General features: G+C 73.1%; 20 protein-coding genes, 1 tRNA gene and 1 pseudogene. 12 read left to right on the top strand and 10 right to left on the bottom strand.

All coding sequences use genetic code 11. The features are described from left to right. Positions 1-36: 36 nt before the first annotated feature. A complete protein-coding gene (locus ABZZ20_RS17615) occupies positions 37-930 on the bottom strand; it encodes an NAD(P)H-binding protein (protein WP_356870346.1) in 894 nt (297 codons plus the stop codon). A gap of 116 nt (positions 931-1,046) precedes the next feature. On the opposite strand from ABZZ20_RS17615, the gene ABZZ20_RS17610 reads away from it, so the two are divergent. Beyond that, complete coding sequence (locus ABZZ20_RS17610; protein ID WP_356870344.1) at positions 1,047-1,550, top strand: MarR family transcriptional regulator; 504 nt, start codon at positions 1,047-1,049, stop codon at positions 1,548-1,550. 467 nt (positions 1,551-2,017) lie between these two features. On the opposite strand, the gene ABZZ20_RS17605 is transcribed toward ABZZ20_RS17610, so the two are convergent. From ABZZ20_RS17605 to ABZZ20_RS17590, 4 genes are all read right to left on the bottom strand, one after another. Then, positions 2,018-2,320, bottom strand: a complete 303-nt coding sequence (locus tag ABZZ20_RS17605) for a hypothetical protein (RefSeq protein ID WP_356870342.1) — start codon at positions 2,318-2,320, stop codon at positions 2,018-2,020. Positions 2,321-2,513: 193 nt separating this feature from the next. Beyond that, positions 2,514-3,188 (bottom strand): NAD(P)-binding domain-containing protein, encoded by a 675-nt coding sequence (locus ABZZ20_RS17600; RefSeq protein ID WP_356870340.1) that lies wholly within the window; start codon positions 3,186-3,188, stop codon positions 2,514-2,516. 144 nt (positions 3,189-3,332) lie between these two features. After that, positions 3,333-4,712: a HAMP domain-containing sensor histidine kinase gene (locus ABZZ20_RS17595; protein ID WP_356870338.1), complete on the bottom strand. Its 1,380-nt coding sequence runs from the start codon at positions 4,710-4,712 to the stop codon at positions 3,333-3,335. Positions 4,713-4,719: 7 nt separating this feature from the next. Next, a complete protein-coding gene (locus tag ABZZ20_RS17590; RefSeq protein ID WP_356870336.1) occupies positions 4,720-5,406 on the bottom strand; it encodes a response regulator transcription factor in 687 nt (228 codons plus the stop codon). A gap of 79 nt (positions 5,407-5,485) precedes the next feature. Between ABZZ20_RS17590 and ABZZ20_RS17585 the strand changes: the two genes are divergently transcribed. Next, positions 5,486-6,019 (top strand): hypothetical protein, encoded by a 534-nt coding sequence (locus ABZZ20_RS17585; RefSeq protein ID WP_356870334.1) that lies wholly within the window; start codon positions 5,486-5,488, stop codon positions 6,017-6,019. A gap of 167 nt (positions 6,020-6,186) precedes the next feature. Here ABZZ20_RS17585 and ABZZ20_RS17580 read toward each other — a convergent pair whose 3' ends face one another. The 3 genes from ABZZ20_RS17580 to ABZZ20_RS17570 form a co-directional block, all read right to left on the bottom strand. Beyond that, positions 6,187-6,390 (bottom strand): cold-shock protein, encoded by a 204-nt coding sequence (locus ABZZ20_RS17580; protein WP_356870332.1) that lies wholly within the window; start codon positions 6,388-6,390, stop codon positions 6,187-6,189. 131 nt (positions 6,391-6,521) lie between these two features. After that, a complete protein-coding gene (locus ABZZ20_RS17575) occupies positions 6,522-7,397 on the bottom strand; it encodes a fused MFS/spermidine synthase (RefSeq protein ID WP_356870330.1) in 876 nt (291 codons plus the stop codon). Between the two features lie 17 nt (positions 7,398-7,414). Beyond that, positions 7,415-7,846, bottom strand: coding sequence for a hypothetical protein (locus ABZZ20_RS17570; protein ID WP_356870328.1), 432 nt, complete (start codon positions 7,844-7,846; stop codon positions 7,415-7,417). Positions 7,847-8,138: 292 nt separating this feature from the next. Between ABZZ20_RS17570 and ABZZ20_RS17565 the strand changes: the two genes are divergently transcribed. Continuing rightward, on the top strand, positions 8,139-9,434 hold the full coding sequence (locus tag ABZZ20_RS17565; RefSeq protein WP_356870326.1) for a tetratricopeptide repeat protein: 1,296 nt from the start codon (positions 8,139-8,141) through the stop codon (positions 9,432-9,434). 208 nt (positions 9,435-9,642) lie between these two features. Here ABZZ20_RS17565 and ABZZ20_RS17560 read toward each other — a convergent pair whose 3' ends face one another. Further along, positions 9,643-10,239: a histidine phosphatase family protein gene (locus tag ABZZ20_RS17560; RefSeq protein ID WP_356870324.1), complete on the bottom strand. Its 597-nt coding sequence runs from the start codon at positions 10,237-10,239 to the stop codon at positions 9,643-9,645. 117 nt (positions 10,240-10,356) lie between these two features. Here ABZZ20_RS17560 and ABZZ20_RS17555 point away from each other — a divergent pair, with 117 nt between their 5' ends. From ABZZ20_RS17555 to ABZZ20_RS17525, 7 genes and pseudogenes are all read left to right on the top strand, one after another. Further along, entirely contained in the window at positions 10,357-11,193 is an 837-nt protein-coding gene (locus ABZZ20_RS17555; protein ID WP_356870322.1) for a phosphatase PAP2 family protein, read from the top strand. After that, complete coding sequence (locus tag ABZZ20_RS17550; RefSeq protein ID WP_356870320.1) at positions 11,132-12,265, top strand: hypothetical protein; 1,134 nt, start codon at positions 11,132-11,134, stop codon at positions 12,263-12,265. Before ABZZ20_RS17555 ends, ABZZ20_RS17550 begins: the two co-directional genes overlap by 62 nt. Beyond that, positions 12,253-13,821: a hypothetical protein gene (locus tag ABZZ20_RS17545; RefSeq protein ID WP_356870318.1), complete on the top strand. Its 1,569-nt coding sequence runs from the start codon at positions 12,253-12,255 to the stop codon at positions 13,819-13,821. The genes ABZZ20_RS17550 and ABZZ20_RS17545 overlap by 13 nt, the downstream gene beginning before the upstream one ends. After that, positions 13,818-15,152 (top strand): AAA domain-containing protein, encoded by a 1,335-nt coding sequence (locus ABZZ20_RS17540; protein WP_356870316.1) that lies wholly within the window; start codon positions 13,818-13,820, stop codon positions 15,150-15,152. Before ABZZ20_RS17545 ends, ABZZ20_RS17540 begins: the two co-directional genes overlap by 4 nt. A gap of 164 nt (positions 15,153-15,316) precedes the next feature. Further along, positions 15,317-15,667 carry a hypothetical protein gene (locus tag ABZZ20_RS17535; protein WP_356870314.1) on the top strand — a complete coding sequence of 117 codons (351 nt, stop codon included), beginning with the start codon at positions 15,317-15,319 and terminating at the stop codon, positions 15,665-15,667. A 250-nt stretch (positions 15,668-15,917) separates the two neighbouring features. Continuing rightward, a pseudogene (locus ABZZ20_RS17530) lies at positions 15,918-16,497 on the top strand (bifunctional DNA primase/polymerase). Further along, positions 16,488-16,561 (top strand) — tRNA-Lys (locus ABZZ20_RS17525). The pseudogene ABZZ20_RS17530 and the gene ABZZ20_RS17525 overlap by 10 nt, the downstream one beginning before the upstream one ends. Before the next feature lie 99 nt (positions 16,562-16,660). On the opposite strand, the gene ABZZ20_RS17520 is transcribed toward ABZZ20_RS17525, so the two are convergent. Continuing rightward, on the bottom strand, positions 16,661-17,896 hold the full coding sequence (locus ABZZ20_RS17520) for a M6 family metalloprotease domain-containing protein (protein WP_356870312.1): 1,236 nt from the start codon (positions 17,894-17,896) through the stop codon (positions 16,661-16,663). A gap of 429 nt (positions 17,897-18,325) precedes the next feature. On the opposite strand from ABZZ20_RS17520, the gene ABZZ20_RS17515 reads away from it, so the two are divergent. After that, complete coding sequence (locus ABZZ20_RS17515) at positions 18,326-20,110, top strand: EAL domain-containing protein (RefSeq protein ID WP_356870310.1); 1,785 nt, start codon at positions 18,326-18,328, stop codon at positions 20,108-20,110. A 236-nt stretch (positions 20,111-20,346) separates the two neighbouring features. Continuing rightward, positions 20,347-20,907: an ALF repeat-containing protein gene (locus tag ABZZ20_RS17510; RefSeq protein ID WP_356870308.1), complete on the top strand. Its 561-nt coding sequence runs from the start codon at positions 20,347-20,349 to the stop codon at positions 20,905-20,907. Positions 20,908-20,936 lie beyond the last annotated feature (29 nt).

Below are 20,936 nucleotides of genomic sequence, written 5' to 3'. Positions count from 1 at the left end.
TGCTCGTGACGGACCGGTCGCCCTCCCGGGCGCCGGCTACGCGTGGACGCCTTCTGCGCGGAAGGCGTCCACGCGGCCTTCGGCCCAGCTTTCGAAGGAGCGGGCCGGGTGGCCGGTGAGGTGCTCGACGGTGTCGGTGATCTCCACCGGGAGACCGTCGGTGGCCGCCCAGTAGTCGAGTAGCGCGTCGGCGTAGGGGCCGGGTATGTACCCGGCGACCTCGGACTTCCATTGCTCGGCGGTGACCGACTCGAAGGGCACGGGGGTGCCGAGTACGTGGCCGAGTATCGCCAATTGGGTCGCGAACGTCAGCGCGTGCGGACCGGTCAGGTGGTAGGTGCGGCCGGCGAGGGCGGGGTTCGTGAGGACGGCGAAGGCCGCTTCGGCGATGTCCGCTTCATGGATCGGATCGCTGTAGGAGCCCGGGTAGGGCAGGTGGACCGGACGCCCGGACTTCAACGACCAGGCCCAGCCCAGTGCGTTGCTCGCGAAGGAGCCGGGGCGCAGCAGGGTGGTGCGCAGCGGGGAGGCCAGCAGGGCCTCCTCGACGGCGAGGTGGGAGGCGGACAGTGGACTGTCGGCGGCGTTGGGGCTGAGCACCGAGGAGGAGGACAGGAGCACGACGTGCTCGACTCCGGCGGTGACGGCCTCCTTGACGAAGGTGCCGATGGCGGCGGCCTCGGCGTAGAGGAAGACGGACCGGACACCGGCCAGGGCACCGGGGAAGGTCGAGGGGTCGGTGAGGTCGCAGTGCACGATGTCTGGGGCGTCGTCTGGGGCGTCAGGCCTGTCCGGCGCGTCCGCCGCATCGGGCATGTCTGGTGTATCCGGCTCGCGGGAGGCGAGGCGGTGCGGGATGTCGTGGGCCGCGAGGAGGGAGGCGAGACCGCGGGCGACGGCGCCGCGGGCACCGGTGACGAGGATCGACATGACGGGTCCTGTTCGTGTTCTCGGAGCATGGTTCACGCTAGGATGAATACGTGACACAGATTCTGCACGATGAAGTCTCTGTGCCACACAGATAAAACTGAGGCATGGAGAGGCCGATGTCAACCGATTCCCCTCGTTCGAGTGATGCGCGCGAGGAGTGGAGCCGCGCCGAGCTGCTCGCTCGCATCGTCACCGAGAGCCAGCGGCACTATGCCGACTACTCGCTCTTCGCCCAGGCCATGGCGGACCATGTCGGCCTGCACCCCACCGACATGCAGTGCGTGGCCCTCCTCGACATGGAGCCCGAACCCGTCAGCACCGGCGACATCGCCCGTCTCACCGGACTGACCTCCGGCTCCGCCACCCGCCTCGTCGACCGCCTCGTCAAGGCCGGCATCGTCGAGCGGCACGCCGACCCCCACGACCGCCGTCGCTCCCTGGTCTCCCTCGCCCCCGAGGCCCGCAAGCAGATCGGCGAGGCCTGGGACACCCCGGGCCGGGCCTTCGGCGCCGTCCTGGAGAGCTACTCCGACTCCGAACTCGCCGTCATCGCCGACTACCTGCACCGCGCCGCCGAGGTCGGCCGCACGCAGGCCCAGCGCCTGAACGCCGGCGACTGACGTCCGGGGGCTGGCCGCCGGGCTGCCGCCGGCCGGCGTCCGGACTGCCTCCGGGCTGACGTCCGGCCGTCGAACAGGGTCTGCCCGAGCGGGTGTTCCACCGCTACGCCCTACGGGCCACGGTGCGCCGGAGGAGCGGACGGGGCGGTGTGCGGACGGAAGTTACCCGTGCCGCGATCCGCCCCGGCGGCTTCCGCAGAGTGCTCGCACCCGGTGGTACCGCCCCTCGTTCGGGCTGTTCGAGGGGGCGGGCGGCGGCCCGATCCCGGGCCACGCAACACGGGACCGTCAGGCGCGCGGTCATCGGGCGCCGGGGCTCCGGACCGTGGGCCGGTGGCCAGAGGCCGGTGGCCGGGGGCCAGGGAAGCGGGCCCCCGGGGCCAGGGGCCGGGGGTGGTTTTCGGGGTTTGCTTGGTGGAGGGGCGGCCGTCTGCGGGGGGTGTGGACGGCCGCCGGGCCGGGGGTGCTCAGGGGCGCGCGGACTTCAACGCGGCCAGGCCCTTCTCCAGATCGTCGGCGTTCATCACCGGCTGGACCTCGATCTCGGCGTGTAGCTGCGAGAACAGGTCCTCGACCAAGGGCGGCAGGTCCTCGCTGTTCTGGAGGTCGAAGACGATCCAGCAGGAGCGGACCCCCTCGGAGAGGCCGAAGTAGGCGGCCTCCGGCTTGACCTTCTCCATGAGCTCCTTCATGGTCCGGGGCAGGCCGCCGTTCTTGATGGCCTCGTTGCCGGCCTGGGTGTCCATGTGGGCCCTGAGCATGACTCTCATGCGTGGCTCCTTCCGTCAGGCCCACACTCGGCCGGCCGCCGGGGGCCGGCAACATCTCGCCGTCCATCCGGGACGACCGCCCCCTCCAGCACGACCACCGGACCCCGGCCACCGGACCCCGGACTCCCAGACGCCTGGACACTCGGACACTCAGACGCCCCGTCCTCCAGGACGGGGCGTCCGGCCCGCCGCGCTAGCGTCCCGGCGTCGCGCCCTGGATGTGGAAGTTGAAGTCCACGTGGCCGAGGGCGCCCATCAGGCGGAGCCAGATGGGCAGGAGCATCTCGGTGCCGCGGGCGGTCTCGATGCCGCCGAGGTCCAGGACGCTCGCCTCCGGCCAGCCGAAGGAGTACAACAGCTCCCGCACGGACTTCTTGGCGTCGGCGTCCTCGCCCGACAGGAACACGTTGTGGTCACCGGCCACCCTGGCCGGGTCCACCATGATCTGGCAGTTCATCGTGTTCAGCGTCTTGACCACCCGCAGCCGCGGGAACGTCCGCTGGAGCAGTTCGCCCAGGCTGTCGTCGTTCACCGGGTCGAGGGTGGGCGGGAACCCCCGCGACATGTCGAGCGGGTTGGCGATGTCGATGAGGACCTTGCCGTCCAGGTGCTCGGCGTCCGCCTCCGTCAGGGCGGCGACGCTGACCTGCCCGCCGGTGGCGTTGACCAGCGCGTCGCCCTGCCGCGCGGCCTCCGGGAAGGCGGCCAAGCCCACCTGCGGGTGGGCCACCTGCCATTCGGCGTACTCGGCACGGGCGCGGGTGGCCTCGGGGTCCCGGGTGCCGATGACCACCTCGTGGCCCACTGAGACGAGGCGGGCGGCCACGGTGCGGCCGACGATCCCGGTGCCGAGGACTGCGTAGCGCATGACCAGTTCCGTTCCGTTCGGGGGAAGGACAACCAACCACCCCGTACGGTATGCCGCCCGCCCGTGTTCCGGGGCGAAGCTCCCGACACCGTCGCGGATTTCCTCACGTTGCGCGCGACCATCGGGGAGGCACCGGTCCGGGCGTCAGCTGCTGCCTCGGCGCTTGCGGCGCCGTCGCGTCCGTACCGCGCCCGAGCCGCCGCGGGCCCGGCCGTCAAGGGCGATCCACACCCTGACCTCGGTACCGCCGAGCATGGAGCGGCCGATCCGTACGTCGCCGCCCGTCGATTCCGCGACCCGGCGCACGATGTCGAGGCCGAGGCCCGTCGAGCCATCCCGTCCGCCGTCGTTGCCGCGGCGCAGGGCCGCGTCCGGGTCGGCGATCCCGGCGCCGGCGTCCGAGACGAGCACGATGACCGCGTCCCCCGCGTCGTGGACGTCCACCGCGAACGGCGTGCCCTCCGGGGTGTGCCGGAACACGTTGCCGAGCAGGGCGTCGAGGGCGGCGGCGAGCTCCGGTCGGGCCACCGGGATGCGTACCGTACGGTCCACGCCCGCGAGGCGCACCTCGCGGCCCTCGTCCTCCGCCAGCGCCGACCAGAAGGCCATCCGGTCGCGGATCACCTCCGAGGCGTCGCAGCCCGCCCCGCCCGCGGTGGCAGCGGGGGCGCGCTGTTCGCGGGCGGTACGGATGATCGTGTCGACCTCCCGTTCCAGTTGTTCGACCGCGGCCCGGGTCTGTTCCGCGGCCGGCCCGTCGCCGAGCGAGGCCGTGTTGAGCCGGAGCACCGTCAGTGGCGTCCGCAGCCGGTGCGAGAGGTCGGCGGCCAGCTCCCGTTCGTTGGCGAGGAGGTCCACCACCTGGTCCGCCATCGAGTTGAACGCGACGGCTGCCGAGCGCAGTTCCTTCGGACCTTCCTCCGGCACCCGCGTCCCCAGCCGGCCTTCTCCCAGTTGGTGTGCGGCGTCCGCGAGCCGCTCGGCGGGTCGCACGAGTCGGGCGCCGAGCCGGTCGGCGACGGCCACCGAGCCCACGACCAGCGCCAGGCCGACGCCCGCGAGGACCACCCAGGCGGTCGCGACGCCGTTGCTGACCTCGCTCTCCGGTACGAAGATCTCCACGACGGCGATGTCCCCCGACCCGAGGGCGGTCGGCTGGAGCAGCGCCGAACCGCCGCCCGCCAGCGAGGCGGTCATCGCGCGGCCCATCCGCCGGGTCTCCTCCACGGCGTGCGCACCGGCCCGGCCGGTGCCGATCTCGACCGGCGCGGCGTCGCCGATCGCGGGCACGTGGACGGCCATCCTGCGGGCCGCGCCCATCTGCGTGGACTCCACCGCCTTGCGCAGTTGCACGGGGTCGGTGGTGATGGACAGGGTCGGTCCGATGGTGGCGGCCTGCCGCTCGGCGTTGGAGAAGGCCCGGTCACTGGCCATCTCCTGGACGACCAGCCCGAGCGGCACGGCGAAGGCCACGACCACCATGGCCGTGACCGCGAGGCACACCTTGACCAGCGCCCATCTCATCGCGTGCTCACCGGGGCGGCTCCAGCTTGACGCCAACCCCCCGCAGGGTGTGCAGATAGCGGGGGTTAGCTGCGGTTTCACCCAATTTGCGGCGCAGCCAGGACAGGTGGACGTCGATGGTCTGGTCGTCCCCGTACGACTGCTGCCAGACCTCGGCGAGCAGCTCGCGCCGGGCCACGACCACCCCGGGCCGTTCGGCGAGGAAGGCGAGCAGGTCGAACTCCCTGCGGGTCAGGTCCAGGACCGCCCCGTCCAGCTCCGCCTGCCGGCGCAGCGGGTCGATGGCCAGCCCGCCCACCCGCAGGACGCGCGAGGGCGGCTCGGCCCCGGCGGCGCGGGCGCGGCGCAGGACGGCTGCCATCCGGGCGGAAAGGTGCTCCACGGAGAACGGCTTGATCAGGTAGTCGTCGGCGCCGTCGTTGAGCAGCCGGACGATCTCGGCCTCATCGTCGCGCGCTGTGGCGATGATCACCGGGACGTCGGTGATGCCGCGCAGCATCTTGAGCGCCTCCGACCCGTCCAGGTCCGGCAGTCCGAGGTCGAGGATGACCACGTCGAACCGGTGGTGGGCGACCTCGCGCAGCGCCTCCAGGGCCGTACCGACGCTCCGCACGGTATGCGAGGCCTCGGTCAGGTGCCGGATCAGGGCGGAACGTACGAACTGGTCGTCCTCGACCACGAGCACACTTGCCATGGGCCGCACCGTAGTCCATTCGGGGGACCGTGCGGGGTGTCGGGCGGACTCTGGGGCGGGTGGTGCAGTATGGCACCTGATGCACCGAGGACTTGTTCATGCTTTCGCCTGGACGCTGGCGACCGGGGCGGCGGTGACGCTGTCGTGGTGGGGCGTGCACACGGTCATGTCCGGGACCGCCTACGATCCGCCGCTGGCGGTGCCGTTGACCACGCAGCCGCTGTCCTCCTCGACGCACCGCGCGGCGTCACCGTCCGAAGGGGCCTCGGAAGCGCCGTCTCCCACCCCCTCGGCGTCGCCCCCTACCACTCCCCCTGCTGCCCAGCCCGCGCAGAAGTCGGCCCCGCCGAGCCCGAGCCCCCACGAGGGGCAGGGGGACGGCGGGGATCCGGGCAAGGTGAAGGGCTACACGGTCGCGGGCGGCCGGGTGGTCTTCGACCTCGGAACCTCGTCGGCGGAATTGGTCTCCGCTACCCCGTCGGCCGGCTGGCGCATGCAGGTGTGGAAGCAGCCGTACTGGATCCGGGTGACCTTCACCCGCGACGGTCGCGAGGTCTCCGTGTTCTGCACGTGGAACGGCCATCCGCCGATGATCGAGACGTACGAGGGGTAGCCCGCCGGCCGATGGCCCCACGGCAGATGGCCCCACGGCAGATAGTCCCGACAGGTAGTCCCGCCGAGAGGGACTCCCGCCGAGAGCAGTCCCCCGCAGATAGTCCCCCACGGGCAGTCCGCCACGGGCAGTCCGCCGAGGGTTGTCCCCTCAGGGGTGGTCCGCCGTCAGAAGGAGCGCACGCTCGTCGCCTGCGGCCCCTTCGCGCCCTGGCCGACCTCGTACTCGACCCTCTGGTTCTCGTCGAGCGCCCTGAAGCCGTTCGACTGGATCTCGCTGTAGTGGACGAACAGGTCAGCGCTTCCGTCCTCCGGCGAGATGAAGCCGTACCCCTTCTCCGAGTTGAACCACTTGACCGTACCTGTGGGCATCGCTTCGTCTTTCCGCTGCTGGTGTCCGGACGCCCCGAACGGGACGTCCGAAACGAAGTGGTACCCGTGCGCCGGTGGTTCAACCCGCAAGGTCATCCGAACGAGGGCGCGCCGCGACCGGGGGTGGACGCTCAGTGGAAGACCGAAGGCGGAGGTTCCGGCGAGGCCACCGCCGAGGCGTCCGCGACCGCGGCTGCGCCGCCCGCGAAGTCGGCGAGGGCCCGGCCGTGCTCGACGCGGCCGGGATGCGGGTCGCTCGCGACGCGGCGGGTGAACTCGGCGACCGGGAGCTCCCCGTCCGCGGCGACCAACACCGCATTGCCGAATCGTTTCCCCCGCCACACCACCGGGTCAGCGGCCAGCGCCAGGTGCGCGAACCGGGACGCGGCCGTCGCGATCTGTCCCTTCAGGTGCGCCAGTGGCGGACCGTCCGCGAGATTGGCCACGTACCACCCGCCGGGCGCCAGGGCGCGGCGTACGTCGTCAAGAAACTCGGCGCTGGTCAGGTGTGCCGGGGTGCGCGCGCCGCTGAACACGTCCGCGATCACCAAATCCGCCCAGCCGTCCGGGACCTTGGCCAGGCCCGCCCGCGCGTCCACGGCCCGCACCCGGACCCGCGCCTGCGGGTCCAGCGGCAGGTGTTCCCGTACGAAGGCCACCAGAGCGGCGTCGATCTCCACGACCTGCTGGGTCGAGCGGGGGCGGGCGGCGGCCGTGTAGCGCGCGAGGGTGAACGCGCCGCCGCCCAGGTGCACCACGTTCAGGGGCTGCCGGGCGGGCGCGACGAGGTCGATCAGGTGGCCGATCCGCCGCTGGTACGGGAAGTCCAGGTACCCCGGATCGTCCAGGTCCACGTGGGACTGCGGGGCCCCGTCGATCAGCAGGGTCCAGGCGCCCGCGCGTTCGCGGTCCGGGGCCAGCTCCGCCGTGCCGCCGTCCACCTGCCCGACGACCGCCTCGGAGGTGCCGCGTCCGCGCTGCCTGCTGCCTTTGCCCTTGCTTGCCACGAACCCATTGTGACCGGTCAGCGGCAGTTGTCCGCCGCCTCGATCAGCCGGGCCGCCTCTCCGAGCGCCGCGCGCAGCACCTCCGGGTCGGTGACCGGGCCGACGGCCTCCGGAGGGAGCAGCCAGCCGCTGTCGCCGGCGGTGGGCGACACGTCGCCGAAGCGCATGCCGCGTCCATTGGTCTGCGTACAGGCGCTGCCCGGTAGGTCCCAAGCGTCCGCCGTTCCGGGCGGAACGAGGAAGCCGAGGGTGTCGCCGGACCCGTCGTGCAGCACCGGGCCGACCCCGCCGGCCAGGCTGGTGGCGCGGCGGATGATGTCCACGGCCTCCAGGCCCTGCCGCGTGGGCACGGTCACCAGGTCGGGCGCCTCGACCGGGGCTGGCGCCTCGACCGGAACGGTGGTCGCGCCCTGCGACGCGGGCGCGGTGCTCGTTCCAGTGCTCTCCATGCCGCCCTCCACCAAGGGAACCCCTCCTCGATCCGCGTGCGAGCGGGGTGGGAGTCACCTCGCACCCCACGTGGGTTCAACGCGCAGAAACGTCAACGGGTGCGGCGGCAAGACGCCGCAAAGGATGGCAGTTCATGGCGGATCGCGGGTGAGATATCCCTTTTGTAGCCAAACACCGTGTGCGAGGACCGCCCCTGGCGGTACGTTCGTGCGCGCCGGGCCCAGCTCCCCGTCGTCGAAGAGACGGAGGCGCGGGACCGGCGGTGCGTCCCTTGCCAGAGAGGCCACGTCCATGGCGGCGTCCCCCCACTCACCCAACCAGACGTTCCGGCGGCTTCGCGGTCAGCACTCCCCGGCCGAATTCGCCGCCCTGGTGCGCCGGGCCGCGAAGGAGATCGGAGAATCGGTTTCCTGCGACGCCCGCTACATCGGCCGGGTCGAGTCCGGCGAAATCCGCTGCCCCAACTACGCCTACGAGCGGGTCTTCCTGCACATGTTCCCCGGCCGGACCCTGGCCGACCTGGGCTTCTCCCCGCGCGAGGCGGTCCGCGGCCGCTCGGCGCAGCGCACCGCCCCCTTCACCCACAAGGAGAGCGACGTGCTGCGTCGCGCGTTCATGGCGGGCGGCTCCGCGACCGTGGCGGCCGCGACGATCGGTCTCACCCTGCTCGGCGACAGCCGCCGGCCGCCCTCCCGCGCCGGCGCGTCCGAAGCGGCTGCGGTGGAGGAGGCCGTGCGCCAGATCCGGCTGCTGGACGACCGGCACGGGGCCGATGCCCTGTACCGCAAGGCCACCGAACCCCTGCGCACGGCCTACGCGTTGCTGGACGCGGGAGCCAGCCGGCAGTCCACCGAGGACCGGCTGCACGCCGGGGCGGGTGAACTGGCCGTCTCGGTGGGCTGGTTGGCGCACGACTCCGGTCGCTTCGACGACGCCCGATCGCACTACGCGGAGGCCCTGGCGACGGCCCGGGTCTCGGGGGACGCGGGCCTGGAGGCTCACGCCTTCAGCAACATGGCCTTCCTGGCCCGGGACTGCGGCCGGCCGCGCGAGTCGGTACGGGCGGCCCAGGCGGGCCGCCGCGCCGCCCGCTCCCTCGGTTCCCCCCGGCTGCTCTCGCTGCTCGCCCTGCGAGAGGCGGGCGGCTGGGCGGGCCTGGCCGACCGCAGGTCCTGCGAGGAGGCGCTGGCCCGGGCGCACACGGAGTTCGCCCGCGGCAAGTCGGGCGCGGACCCGGAGTGGATGTCCTTTTTCGGCGAGGCCGAGTTGGAGTCCCTGGAGTCGCGCTGCTGGGCGACCCTCGGGGAATACGCCCGCGCCGCCCGGCACGCCCGTCGGGCGGCGGACCTCCAGGATCCGCACTTCGCCCGGAACGTGGCCCTCTACACCGCCGAGCTGGCCGACGACCTGGCCCGCGCGGGCGCCCCGGACGAGGCCGCCTGGGCCGGCGGGCGGGTCCTGGACCTGCTCACCGAGGTCCAGTCCACCCGGGTCCAGTCCATGATCGCGGCGACGGCGCGCGCCCTGGTACCCCACCAGCGCAGTCCCCGGGTGGGCGCGTTCCTCACCCGGCACGCGGCGACCTGACCCGCCGGGTCGGGAGGCAGTACGCGCCCCCCGCCGCCGCACCGACGGCCCCCGAGCCGAACGCTCTGCGCGGGCGGACCCCGGCGGACCCTGGCGGACCCCGGCGGACCCACCGCAAACCGGTCCCATTCGGGCGGGGCCGGACACGGTCGGGCCGTCGGGCGGCCCGACATCCCCCGCACCCTGCTTCGCGGTAGCCCGCCTGGGCTCAGGCCTCCAGGTGGCCCGTGTCGTTCCACCGCTCCAGCGCGGGGGCCCCGTACGCCCAGCCCAGAACCGAGAGGGAGGTGGGCTCCAGCCGGATGCGCGCGCCGAAGGAGGCTTCGAAGCCGAGCCAGCGGGCGGCCAGGGTACGCAGGACGTGGCCGTGGGCGAAGACCAGGACGTCGCGCTCCGCCGAGCGGGCCCAGGCGACCACCTCGTCCGCGCGGGCCGCGACGTCGGCGACGGACTCGCCGCCCGGGACGCCGTCGCGCCAGATCAGCCAGCCGGGGCGGACCGCCTGGATCTCGGCGGGGGTCATGCCCTCGTAGTCGCCGTAGTCCCATTCCATCAGCGCGTCCCACGGCTCCGCCCGGGCGCCGAAGCCCGCCAGGTCGCAGCTCTCGCTCGCCCGTACGAGCGGGCTGGTGCGGACCTCCACGCCGGGCAGGCCGTTCCAGGGGGCGCCGGCCAGTCGTTCGCCGAGGAGCTTCGCGCCCCGCCTGCCCTCCTCCAGCATGGGCACGTCGGTGCGCCCGGTGTGCTTGCCGAGCTGGGACCACGCCGTCTGGCCGTGGCGGGCCAGGAGGATGCGGGGGGCCATAGGAAATTCTCCCGGTCCGTAATGATTCATGCCGTTTCAGGCGGTTCCATCGTCCATCCATCATCCATCACGTGAACACCAGGCAACCCACCCCGTCGCACAAGCGTCCTACACCGTATGACTGATCGGCAGAAGCCCACCCGGTGGTGGGCCGAACTGCTGCTCCTGGGGCTCGTCTACGGCGCGTACACCGGTGGCAGACTCCTCGCCCGGGGCGACGTACACCTCGCCGTCGACCACGGACTCACGATCCTGCGGGCCGAGGAACGGTGGGGGATCGACTTCGAACGGCCGCTCAACGGGCTGTTCGCCCACCACGGACTCCTCGGCATACCCGCCGACTTCGTCTACGCCTCCCTGCACTACCTCGTCACCCCGGCCGTGCTGGTCTGGCTCTACCTCCGCCGACCGCACGCCTACCGCACCGCCCGCAGCTGGCTGGTGCTCTCCACCCTCCTCGGCCTCGTCGGCTTCGCCTTGATGCCCACATGCCCGCCGCGGCTGCTGGACGCCTCGTACGGGTTCACCGACACGATGGCCCAGTACAGCTCGTACGGCTGGTGGGGCGCGCAGGCCAGCGCCCCGCGCGGGCTCGGGGGCCTGACCAACCAGTACGCGGCCATGCCGAGCCTGCACGTCGGTTGGGCCCTGTGGTGCGGAATCCTGTTGTGGCGGTGCGGGCGCCGGCCGCTCCTGCGGGCCCTCGGCATCATCTATCCCGCCGTCACCGCACTCGTGGTCATGGGCACGGCCAACCACTACTTCCTCGACGCGGTCGCCGGGGTCGCCGTGATGGGGATCGGGTACGCGCTCACCCACCGCGCGGCGGCCCGAACATCCCGTTTCCGCGGTACGACCACGATTGTCAGTGGCGGATGGGACACTTCCGCCCGTGAGCTCCTACCCGCCCAGCGGCCCGCCCCCGAAGACGACACTGCGGCAGCGGCTCGCTGACCTGCGCGGCCCCGCCGTGCCGCCCCGTCCGCTCGACGCCCGCGCGCTGGCGGCGCTCGCCGCCAATCCCGGCTGCGGCCGACGCGCCCTCCTCGACGGCGCCGGCGTGGACAAGACCGCCCTGGCCGCGGCCCTCGGCTCGCCCGCCGCCTTCGGCCAGTCGCAGTTCGCCATCGTCCGCGGGAACTCCTTCGAGGCCAGGGTCAAGGACGACGGCGGAGCCGCCCTGCTGCGGCTGGTCCACCAGCACCTGGGCACCGGAGCCGAACCGCCCGGCGCGGGCGCCCGCGTTCCCGATCTGACCGCCGCCGGACCCGAGGGCCGCGCCGCGCGCACCGCGCTCGCCCTGCGCGAGGCCACCGCCGCCGGGGCCTGGACCCTGCTGGACCACCCGATGCTGGCGCTGGAAGTGGCGGGCACCCCCGCCTATCTGGAGCCGGACGCCGTCGTGGTGCACCCCGACGGCCGCTGGACCGTCGTGGAGATCAAGTCGTTCCCGCTGATCGACGGCTCCGCCGACCCGGCGAAGGTGGGAGCCGCCGCCCGGCAGGCCGCCGTGTACGTCCTGGCCCTGGAGACGACTGCCGAGAAGCTGGCCTCCGCCGTGGTCGGGCACACGGTCCTGCTCGTCTGCCCCAAGGACTTCTCCAACCTGCCCGCCGCCGCCCCCGTCGACGTCCGCCGCGAGCACTCCGTGACCCGGCGCCAACTGGGCCGGCTGACCCGGGTCGAGGACCTGGCCGCGGCCCTGCCGGAGGGGCTCAGCTTCGACCCGGCGCGGCCCGCCGAGGAGTTGACCGAAGCGGTCTCGGCCATCTCCGCCGCCTACGCCCCCGAATGCCTGGCCGCCTGCGAGCTGGCCTTCCACTGCCGGGAGCGGGCCCGCACCGCCGACGAGGTGACCGCGCTCGGCCGTTCCGTACGCGGAGAGCTGGGCGCGCTCACCACCATCGGGAAGGCCCTGGCCGCCGCGGCCGGCGGCGGGGACCCCGACGATCCGACCTCGGCCGCGCTGCACCACGCGGCCCGGCTGCGCGCCGAGGCCCTGGAGGCGAGCGCATGTCCCTCCTGAGCACCCTGGCCCGGCTGGAGGCCGTCCGCGCGGGCCGGGCCCGGCCGCTGGCGACCGTACGGCACCGTCACCTGAGCGAGCGCCCGTTGGTCTTCGTACCGCTGACGACGGCGGGCGAGGCCGGGGCCCCGCTGGGCGCGCTGGTCGGCACGCATCCCGAACGGCCGCGGCTGCTGGTGGTGCCGCAGCCGCGCGACCGGAACCTGCGCTGGGAGTTCCTGGCGGAGCTGGCGGACGTGGTTCTGCCGTACCTGGACGGGTACGCGGACGACGTCGAGTACGTGGAGCGGACCGAGACCGACCCGGAAACCGGCGCGAAGAGCAAGGTCGCCGCCGAGCTGTGCCTCGACGCGCCGCAGGTGATCGTGCCGAGCCGGGCGGGCATCGAGTATGTACGACTGCTGGGGCGGTCGATGCGCTTCCGGCGGACGGCCGAGGAGGACCCGGAGAATCCGTATCCGGCGCCCACGCGGGTACCGCTGCTGGGGCGCTGGTTCACGCACCTCGGCGAGCGCGCCCGGGTCCCGGGGGCCTCGATGCTGCTGTCCGCGACGGAACTGCTGGGGCGGCACTGGGCGAGCGGCCAGAGCAACCTGGAGGACCAGCACCTGGGCGCCCTGCTGGCGTGGATAGCGCCATCGGAGGGGGAATCGGGCCCGGAGGCGGCCCTGCGGGCCGAGCTGGGCCGCGACCACCACGGGCAGCTGCTGGTCCCGCCCGCCGGACCGGCCACCGACCCGACCTTCGACAACAAGCTGCTGGCCCCGGCGATGGCCCGCTACGACGCGGCGCGCACCGCGGGCGACCGGCCGGCCCTGGAGCGCGCCGAAGCGGCGGTCCGGGAGCTCGTCGCGGAGCAGATGCGGCCCACCTGGCGGGCGGTGTGGCAGTCGCTGGAGCTGCTGCGCGCGCTGCCGCCCGGGGAGCGGACCGAGGAGCGTTGGACCCGCGACCGCTGGTCGTACACCGGCCACCGGGACCGGATCAGGGCGGGCGAGCCCCCGCAGCCGCGCCATGACGACGCGGTGACGGCCGCCCGGAAGCTGGCGACGCGGGAGACCGAACAGGTGCGGCTCGACGCCCAGGAGGCGCTGGACGACCCGCTGGTGATGGCGGGCCGCCGACTGTCGGGCGAGGCCTTCGCGGGCGAGGTCACCGAGGTGGTGATGGAATGGACGGAGTCGAAGCGGCCGAGTCCGCGCCCGCTGGTCACGGTGGCGACGGAGGACCGCCCGCAGCTCGCGGAGGGCGGCGGGGGCAAGGTGTTCCGTTCGCTCGACGGACGTCCGCAGGCCGCACAGTTCGTGCGGTACGACGAGGACGGGCGGCTGGTGCTGCGGCTGCTGGACAAGATGGGCCGCGGCCGGGAGCCGGACGCGGGCTCGGTGCCGGAGAAGGGCGACCGGGTCTGCTGGACGCTGTTCGAGCACGACGCGCGCGGCGGCCCGAAGCTGCCGGAGCCGGACCGGACCCCGTGGACACACGGCGGGCCGCCGGGATCCGCGACCGACACCACGCTGCTGCCCGACGCCGTGACCGACGAGGACATCCTGTGAGCCCCGCATTCAATCCGGGCGAGGCCGCCGCCGAGGCGACCGCCGCCATCCTTCGCGACACCCTGCACGGGACCGAGCGCGGCGTGGTCGTCGACTCGCCACCCGGGGCCGGCAAGTCGACGCTCGTGGTCCGGGCCGCCCGAGAGCTGGCCTCGGCCGGACGCCGGCTGATGGTGGTCGCGCAGACCAACGCCCAGGTCGACGACCTGGTGCTGCGGCTGGCGGGCGAGGATCCGGAGCTGAAGGTCGGCCGGCTGCACAGCAGCGAAGGCGACGCCTACGACCCGGCGCTGCGCGAGCTGCCCTCGGTGAGCCTCTCGGCCAAGCCGGCGGATCTCGCCGAGCTGCCGATCACCCTCTCGACGGCGGCGAAGTGGGCGTACGTGAAGGACACGGAACCCTGGGAGCACGCCATCGTCGACGAGGCGTACCAGATGCGCTCCGATGCGCTGCTGGCCGTCGCCGGACTGTTCGAGCGGGCCCTGTTCGTGGGCGACCCGGGGCAGTTGGACCCGTTCAGCGTGGTCGGGGCCGAGCAGTGGGCCGGCCTGTCCTACGACCCCTCGGCCTCCGCGGTGAGCACCCTGCTGGCGCACAACCCGCAACTGCCGCAGCACCGGCTGCCGGTGTCCTGGCGGCTCCCGGCGACAGCCGCGCCGCTGGTCTCGCGGGCGTTCTACCCGTACACGCAGTTCCGCAGCGGTACGGGCCCGGGCGAGCGGCGGCTGTCGTACGGGATCGCGGGCGACGGCTCGGGCCCGGACCGGGTGCTGGACGAGGCCGCCGCGTCCGGTTGGGGGCTGCTGGAGCTGCCCGCCCGGCACACCCCGCGCACCGATCCGGAGGCGGTCCGGGCGGTGGCCCTGGTGGTCCGCCGGGCGCTGGACCGGGGGGCGGTGACGGCGGACGAGCGGTCGCAGGGGCCGGCCCCGCTGACCGCCGACCGGATCGCGGTCGGTACCGCGCACCGCGATCAGGCGGCGGCGGTCCGCGCCGCGCTCGCGGAACTGGGTGTCACCGGAGTGACGGTGGACACCGCGAACCGGCTGCAGGGCCGGGAGTACGACCTGACGGTGGTGCTGCACCCCCTGTCGGGCCGTCCGGACGCCACGGCCTTCCACCTGGAGACGGGCCGCCTGTGCGTGTTGGCCTCGCGGCACCGGCACGCGTGCGTGGTCGTGGCCCGCGCGGGCATTGCGGAGCTGCTGGACGACCATCCGTCGACCGAGCCGGTCCAGTTGGGGGTGACGATGAAGTTCCCCGACGGCTGGGAGGCGAACCATTCGGTGCTGGCGCACCTGGCGGAGCACCGGGTGGTCTGGAGGCCCTGATGCAGCGGGCCCGGCTCCACGGCCGTACGCGACCGCGCGAGCCGGGGCCGAACCTCCGCGGCCCGCGCAGCGGCCGGCTGCGGCCCGTGGGCGGCGCTCTTGCGCGACGTTGGACAATGGAGGGTGGCCCGGAAGGATCCCGAACGCGCAGCAGGAGGACACGCATGGCAGAGCCCGAGCGGACGACCGAGCGGAAGCTGCGGCCCGCGCCGCTGCTCTTCGAGCCCTCGGAGGCCGCCACGGACCCGGAGCACTTCTTCGACCTGGAGTCGATCGAGGACCCGCGTGAGCTGCTGGCCCGCGCCACTGAGCTGACGCTCGCCTTCCGGGCGGCGCAGGAGCGGGCCGTGGAGTTCCAGGCACTGGCCGCCGCGCAGCTGGCCGATCCGCGGCGCTTCGACCGGCTGCCGCCGGCGGCGATCGCCGCGGAGGCCGAGTGGACCGAGGACTACGCGCGCAAGATGATCGAGTTCGGCGAATCCCTCCAGCGCGAAGCCGGCCCGGACAGATCTTAGCTGCGCGGAGCCAGCCCCTCCGCGGCCCCGGGGCACCACCGGCCGTCGGACGAGGGCGGGCACAAGGGCGGGCAGGGGACACGGGCGGGCAGGGGACAAGGGCGGGCAGGCGTGCAGGTCCGGCCCCGGCGGGCGCGGCGGTCAACCCGGCTGGCATATGCGGGGCGCAACATATCCCACCGTCCCCCCACCTGTCCCGGTTTTCCGTAACTCCCGGAAACCGGATCGCTACGGCCGGTAGACCATTCGCATGACGACGCTGACGACGGCATCCGCCTGCCCCACCCACGACGCACGCACCGCCACCCACGTCACCCCGCAGGGCGCCGCCTGGCTCGCCTCAGCGTCCGCACACCCGCACCGCACCCTCGCGCTCTGGGAAGCACGGGCCGCCGCTCCCGCCGTGTTGCCCTGCGGGACCGCCTTCGACGTCGTCAACGTGCCACTCGTGCTCGGGCGCCGCATGCTCGACCTGCTCCGGGCCGAGGGCCCCGGCTCCGGGCCCGTCGCCGTGCACCGCGGGCGGATGTTGCTCTTCGCCGCCACGGGGACCGCCCACCGGCTCCCCGCGCTGCTGGCCTGGGAGGAGTGGGGCGGTTCCTTCGCCGCACCCCTGTGCCACGGCCCCGGCGACGCGGTCACCGTCCCGCCGCTCGCCACCACGCCCGGGCCGTCGCGCTGGCTCGTGGCCCCCGCCAGCCGCACCCCTTGGCTCCCCGGACCGGAAGCCCTCCTGTGGGCGTACGTCCGCGCCGCCCGAGCTGCGGATATCGATTTTTCCTTCCAGCCATCTCCCTGCTAATGTCTTCCTCGTCAGCAAGCGCCGCTAGCTCAGTTGGTTAGAGCAGCTGACTCTTAATCAGCGGGTCCGGGGTTCGAGTCCCTGGCGGCGCACAGACGGAAGAAGGCCCCCACGCGAGTGGGGGCCTTCTTCGTCGTGTCACCCTCGCGCCCCCGGCGCGCCTCCGCCGTCGGCAGGGCCGCGCGCGAGCGCTAGGTCGTGATCTTGACCGTGTACGCGCCCGACGGGGTCCGGTCCGCCACCTCGATCCTGATCCGTTCCCCCGGCACCGTGAACGCCTGCCCCACTTCCAGTGGCGCGTCCGCCAGCGGCGGGTACACCGAGCGGTCCCAGCACGCCTCCGTGCCCGGGTGCCCGTCGAACACCTCGATCGGGCCGCCGCCCGAGGCCGCCTCGTTGCGCACCCGGTAAACCAGGACCCCCTCCGTGCAGGTGTCGCCGTCGTTGCCCGCAGAGCCGCGCGCCTCGACGGCGATCGCGCTGCCGGGGCCCGTACGGATCACTGCGAGCCGGGTCCCGCCCGTGGCGCCCGGCACCGGGACCTGCGCCAGCGGCTGCAGGGTGTGCATCGAGGAGCCCGACTGCACACAGTCGACCTGGGTCGCGTCCAGCCAGCCCAGCTTCCACTTGTGCCAGGCGAACAGGTCGGGCGCCATCCCGAACTGGCTGCCCATGACGTCCCAGTCCCCGACGTAGGTGTCCCAGTCGCCCTTGCCGTCCGTCGGCCGGTGGTAGAGGTCGGGCAGGTCGAAGATGTGCCCGGTCTCGTGCGCCAGCACGTTCCGGTCCGGCGGGTGCCGCTCGAAGACCGTCACGATCCGCCGCAGGTCGGCCCCGTCGGCCCTGATCGGCTGGTCGAAGTTGACGACCTTGGTGGCGTCCGAGTCCACTCCGGGCGCGTCCGGGTCGGCGACGAAGTACACGACGTCGTACTTGCCGAAGTCCACCTGCCGGTCAGCTGCGGCGACCGCGTCCCGCAGGTAGGCCGCCCGGTCCCGGGCCGCCCAGTCACGCCGTATCCCGTACGCCGTGGACGGCTTGGGCATCCGGATCCACTGCTTCTGCGGATGCGGGACCAGGCGGAACCTCCCGTACGAGGCCCGCTCGAAGAAGTCGCTGGTAGCCGGGAAGTAGTCACCGGTCAGCTCCTTGGTCGTCAGGGTGGTCCGGTGGTCCGGGAAGGACAGGAAGACAATGACCGCGTCGAGGGTCTGCGCCGGTCTGGGGTAGGCGCGGTTCCAGGTGTCCAGACCGAGGGAGTGGTGCGCCGAGGTACGGGTCAGGGCGCACGGCCCGGCCCCGGAGTCGGCGACCGCGGGACCCGCGACGAGCGACATGGCGGCGAGTGCTGCCAGGGAGGTGAGCGCAGCCGCCGCACTCCTCATGCGGGAGCGGTCCACTCCCCCGGGTGTCTGCTGTCGCCGCACATCGACCTCCGGTGGTGGATTCGTGCCATCTCGTACCACCTTGAGGCGATTGTCTTACTTATGCCCTGTTCCGCTGCCCCACACGAGTGAGCGCCACGGCAAGCCGGTGACCCGGGGGGTCACCCACATGCCTACAGAACGTCACGACCGATCACCCAAGATCAGGAGGCGACTTCCCGCGCTCAGAGCTGCGCAGAAACGATCGCCCGGGGTCGGGGCGCCTAGACGTCAGCACACCGAAGTCCCGTGCCCCACACGGCGACGCCGCTGGATAGGGCCGTACGGTGCCTCTATGATCGGCACACTTTCCTGCACGGACACTCACGAGCACTGCGGGAGCCAACGGTGAGCGGAACCTCAGAGGGAACCGGTTCGGCGGCCGACCGCAACCCATCGGTCATTACGGAACGTCACCAAGCAGTGCCGGCCGTGCCGACGACGCCGCCCCGCACCGAGTCCGAACTGCGCGACTACCGGGCCGCCTTCAACGCGGCCCACCTCGCCATGGCGGTCGTCGACCGCGGCGGCTACGTCGTCGCGGCCAACACCGCCCTGGCCGGGCTCCTCGGTACGGAGCCGCACGCCCTCGTCGAGCAGTGCGCGGCCGACCTGGTCGACCTGGGCGCCGAAGCCCGTACCTGGCAGGCCTACCAGGAAGTGCTGCGCGGCCGTCAGGCCCGATTGCGCTGCACCCGACGCCTCAAACACCCCGACGGGCACTCCCTGTGGACCGAGGTCACCCTCGGCCCCGTGCCCGGAACCCGGAACGTACTGCTGTCCGTCGCCGACATCAGCGACCGCCGCGACCTCCAGGCCCGGCTGCGGCACCTCCAGATGCACGACCCGGTGACCCGACTGCCCAACCGGGCGCTGTTCTTCGAGCGGCTTTCCGCCGCCCTGGAGGCCTCCTCCTACGAGCATGGCGGCACCGGCCGGATCGGCCTGTGCTACCTGGACCTGGACGGGTTCAAGGCGGTCAACGACACCCTCGGCCACCGGGTCGGCGACCGCCTGCTGACCGCCGTCGCGGCCCGGTTGACCCAGTGCGCCGACCAGTCCGGGTACGGGCGCACCGGCGGGCACCTGGTCGCACGGCTCGGCGGCGACGAGTTCGCCCTGCTGGTCGAGGACTCCACCGGCACCGAACAGCTCGTGGACCTGGCGCGCAGCGTACTGGCGGCCGTGCAGGAGCCGTTCGACCTGGCCGGACAGCGACTGTCGGTGTCGGCGTCGATCGGCGTCGTGGAGCGGCCGACGGACGGCACCTCGGCGACCGGACTGATGCAGGCCGCGGACACGACCCTGTACTGGGCGAAGGCGGACGGCAAGGCCCGCTGGACGCTCTTCGACCCGGAGCGCAACGCACACCGCATGACGCGCCAGGCGCTCAGCTCGACGCTGCGGCCGGCGGTGGAGCGGGGCGAGTTCCAGCTGGAGTACCAACCGCTCGTGGACCTGGAGAGCGGGGCGGTGCGCGGGGTGGAGGCCCTGGTCCGCTGGAACCACCCGCAGTTCGGCACGCTGACGCCGAATCGGTTCATCGGAATCGCGGAAGAGGACGGATCCATCGTCCAGTTGGGCCGCTGGGTGCTGCGGACCGCCTGCCGGCAGGCCCGGCGCTGGCAGATCGAGCAGCCCAGCGACGCGCCGGTCTTCGTGTCCGTCAACGTCGCCGTGCGGCAGGTGTGGGACTCGGACCTCGTGGGCGATGTAGCGGAGATCCTGGCCGAGACGGGACTGGCACCGCAGCTGCTCCAGTTGGAGCTGACCGAATCGGCCGTGATGGGCTCGGCGGGGCGGCCGTTGCAGGCCCTTCAGGCGCTGAGCGACATGGGCGTGCGGATCGCCATCGACGACTTCGGCACCGGGTACTCCAACCTGGCCTACCTCAGCCGACTGCCGGTGTCCGTGCTGAAGCTGGACGGCTCCTTCGTACGGGGCTTCCGCTACGAGGAGGGCACCCACCCGAACCCGGCCGACGAGACCATCGTCGAGGCCCTGGTGCAGCTCGCGCACCGGCTGGGCCTGACGGTGACCGCGGAGTGCGTGGAGACCGCCGGACAGGCAGCCCGGCTGCGTCGCGTCGGCTGCGACACGGGCCAGGGCTGGCTGTACTCACGCGCGGTGGCCCCGGAACTGATCGCCGAGATGATCGGCCACCAGGCGCAGGCGCAGGTGGCCGCCGACGGGCCCGCCGCGCACCCCCTGGCGTGAAGGAACCCGGGCGGGCCGCGGGGCGGGCTGCCCCTCGTCCGCGGCCCCATCGGACGGGTGGTCAACGTGCCGGGCGGCCCCTGACGGCCCTCCGATAGCCGCAATGACGGCGGTGATCGAGGGTGATCGCCAGTGGCCGAAAATCGCCCGTTCGGGATCGGACAACCGGATTACTCTGAAACGATCTTTTTCGCCGCCGCGACCCGGTGAGCGATCCGTTCGACCAAGGGGGAACCATGAATCCGACCCGAGCTGCGCTCGTCCTGACCGCGACCGCGCTGGCCCCGGTCCTGCTGCTCTCCACGCCGTCCTTCGCCGCCGGCACGGCCGCCGCGCCGGTCACCGTGGCCGCGGTCGTGGGCTCGGACGCGGACAACGCCGTCGCCATCGCCAAGCTGCTGGCCGACCCCGCCTCCGGGAAGGCCGTGAAGCGGGAGGCCAACAAGGCCCTGGACGGCACCCCTGCCGACCGCGTTGCCTTTCTGACCACCGGCCTCGCGCTCGCTCAGGACGAGGACAACGCCTTCGCCATCGTCAAGCTCCTCGCCGACCCCGCCAGCGGCAAGGCCGTGAAGCGGGAGGCCAACAAGGCGCTCAGCGGCACCGCCGCCGACCGGACCGCGTTCCTGAAGACGGGCCTGCGTCTCGCCCAGGCCGAGGACGACCGCGTGTCCGTCGTACGGATCCTGGCCCGCCCGGGCATCAGCGACGCGCTGCGCGTGGCGGCGGAGAAGGCGCTGAACGGCACCCCGGAGGAGCTCCGGTACTTCCTGACGGTCGGCCAGTACCAGGTCTGACCGGTCGCGGCAGCCCCCGCCGAGGGGGC

Origin of the sequence: Streptomyces sp. NPDC006430, from assembly GCF_040612395.1 — a bacterium.
Classification (GTDB): Bacteria; Actinomycetota; Actinomycetes; order Streptomycetales; family Streptomycetaceae; genus Streptomyces.
The sequence above is the reverse complement of the archived record's forward strand: the minus strand, read 5'-3'. Positions and strand labels throughout refer to the sequence as shown.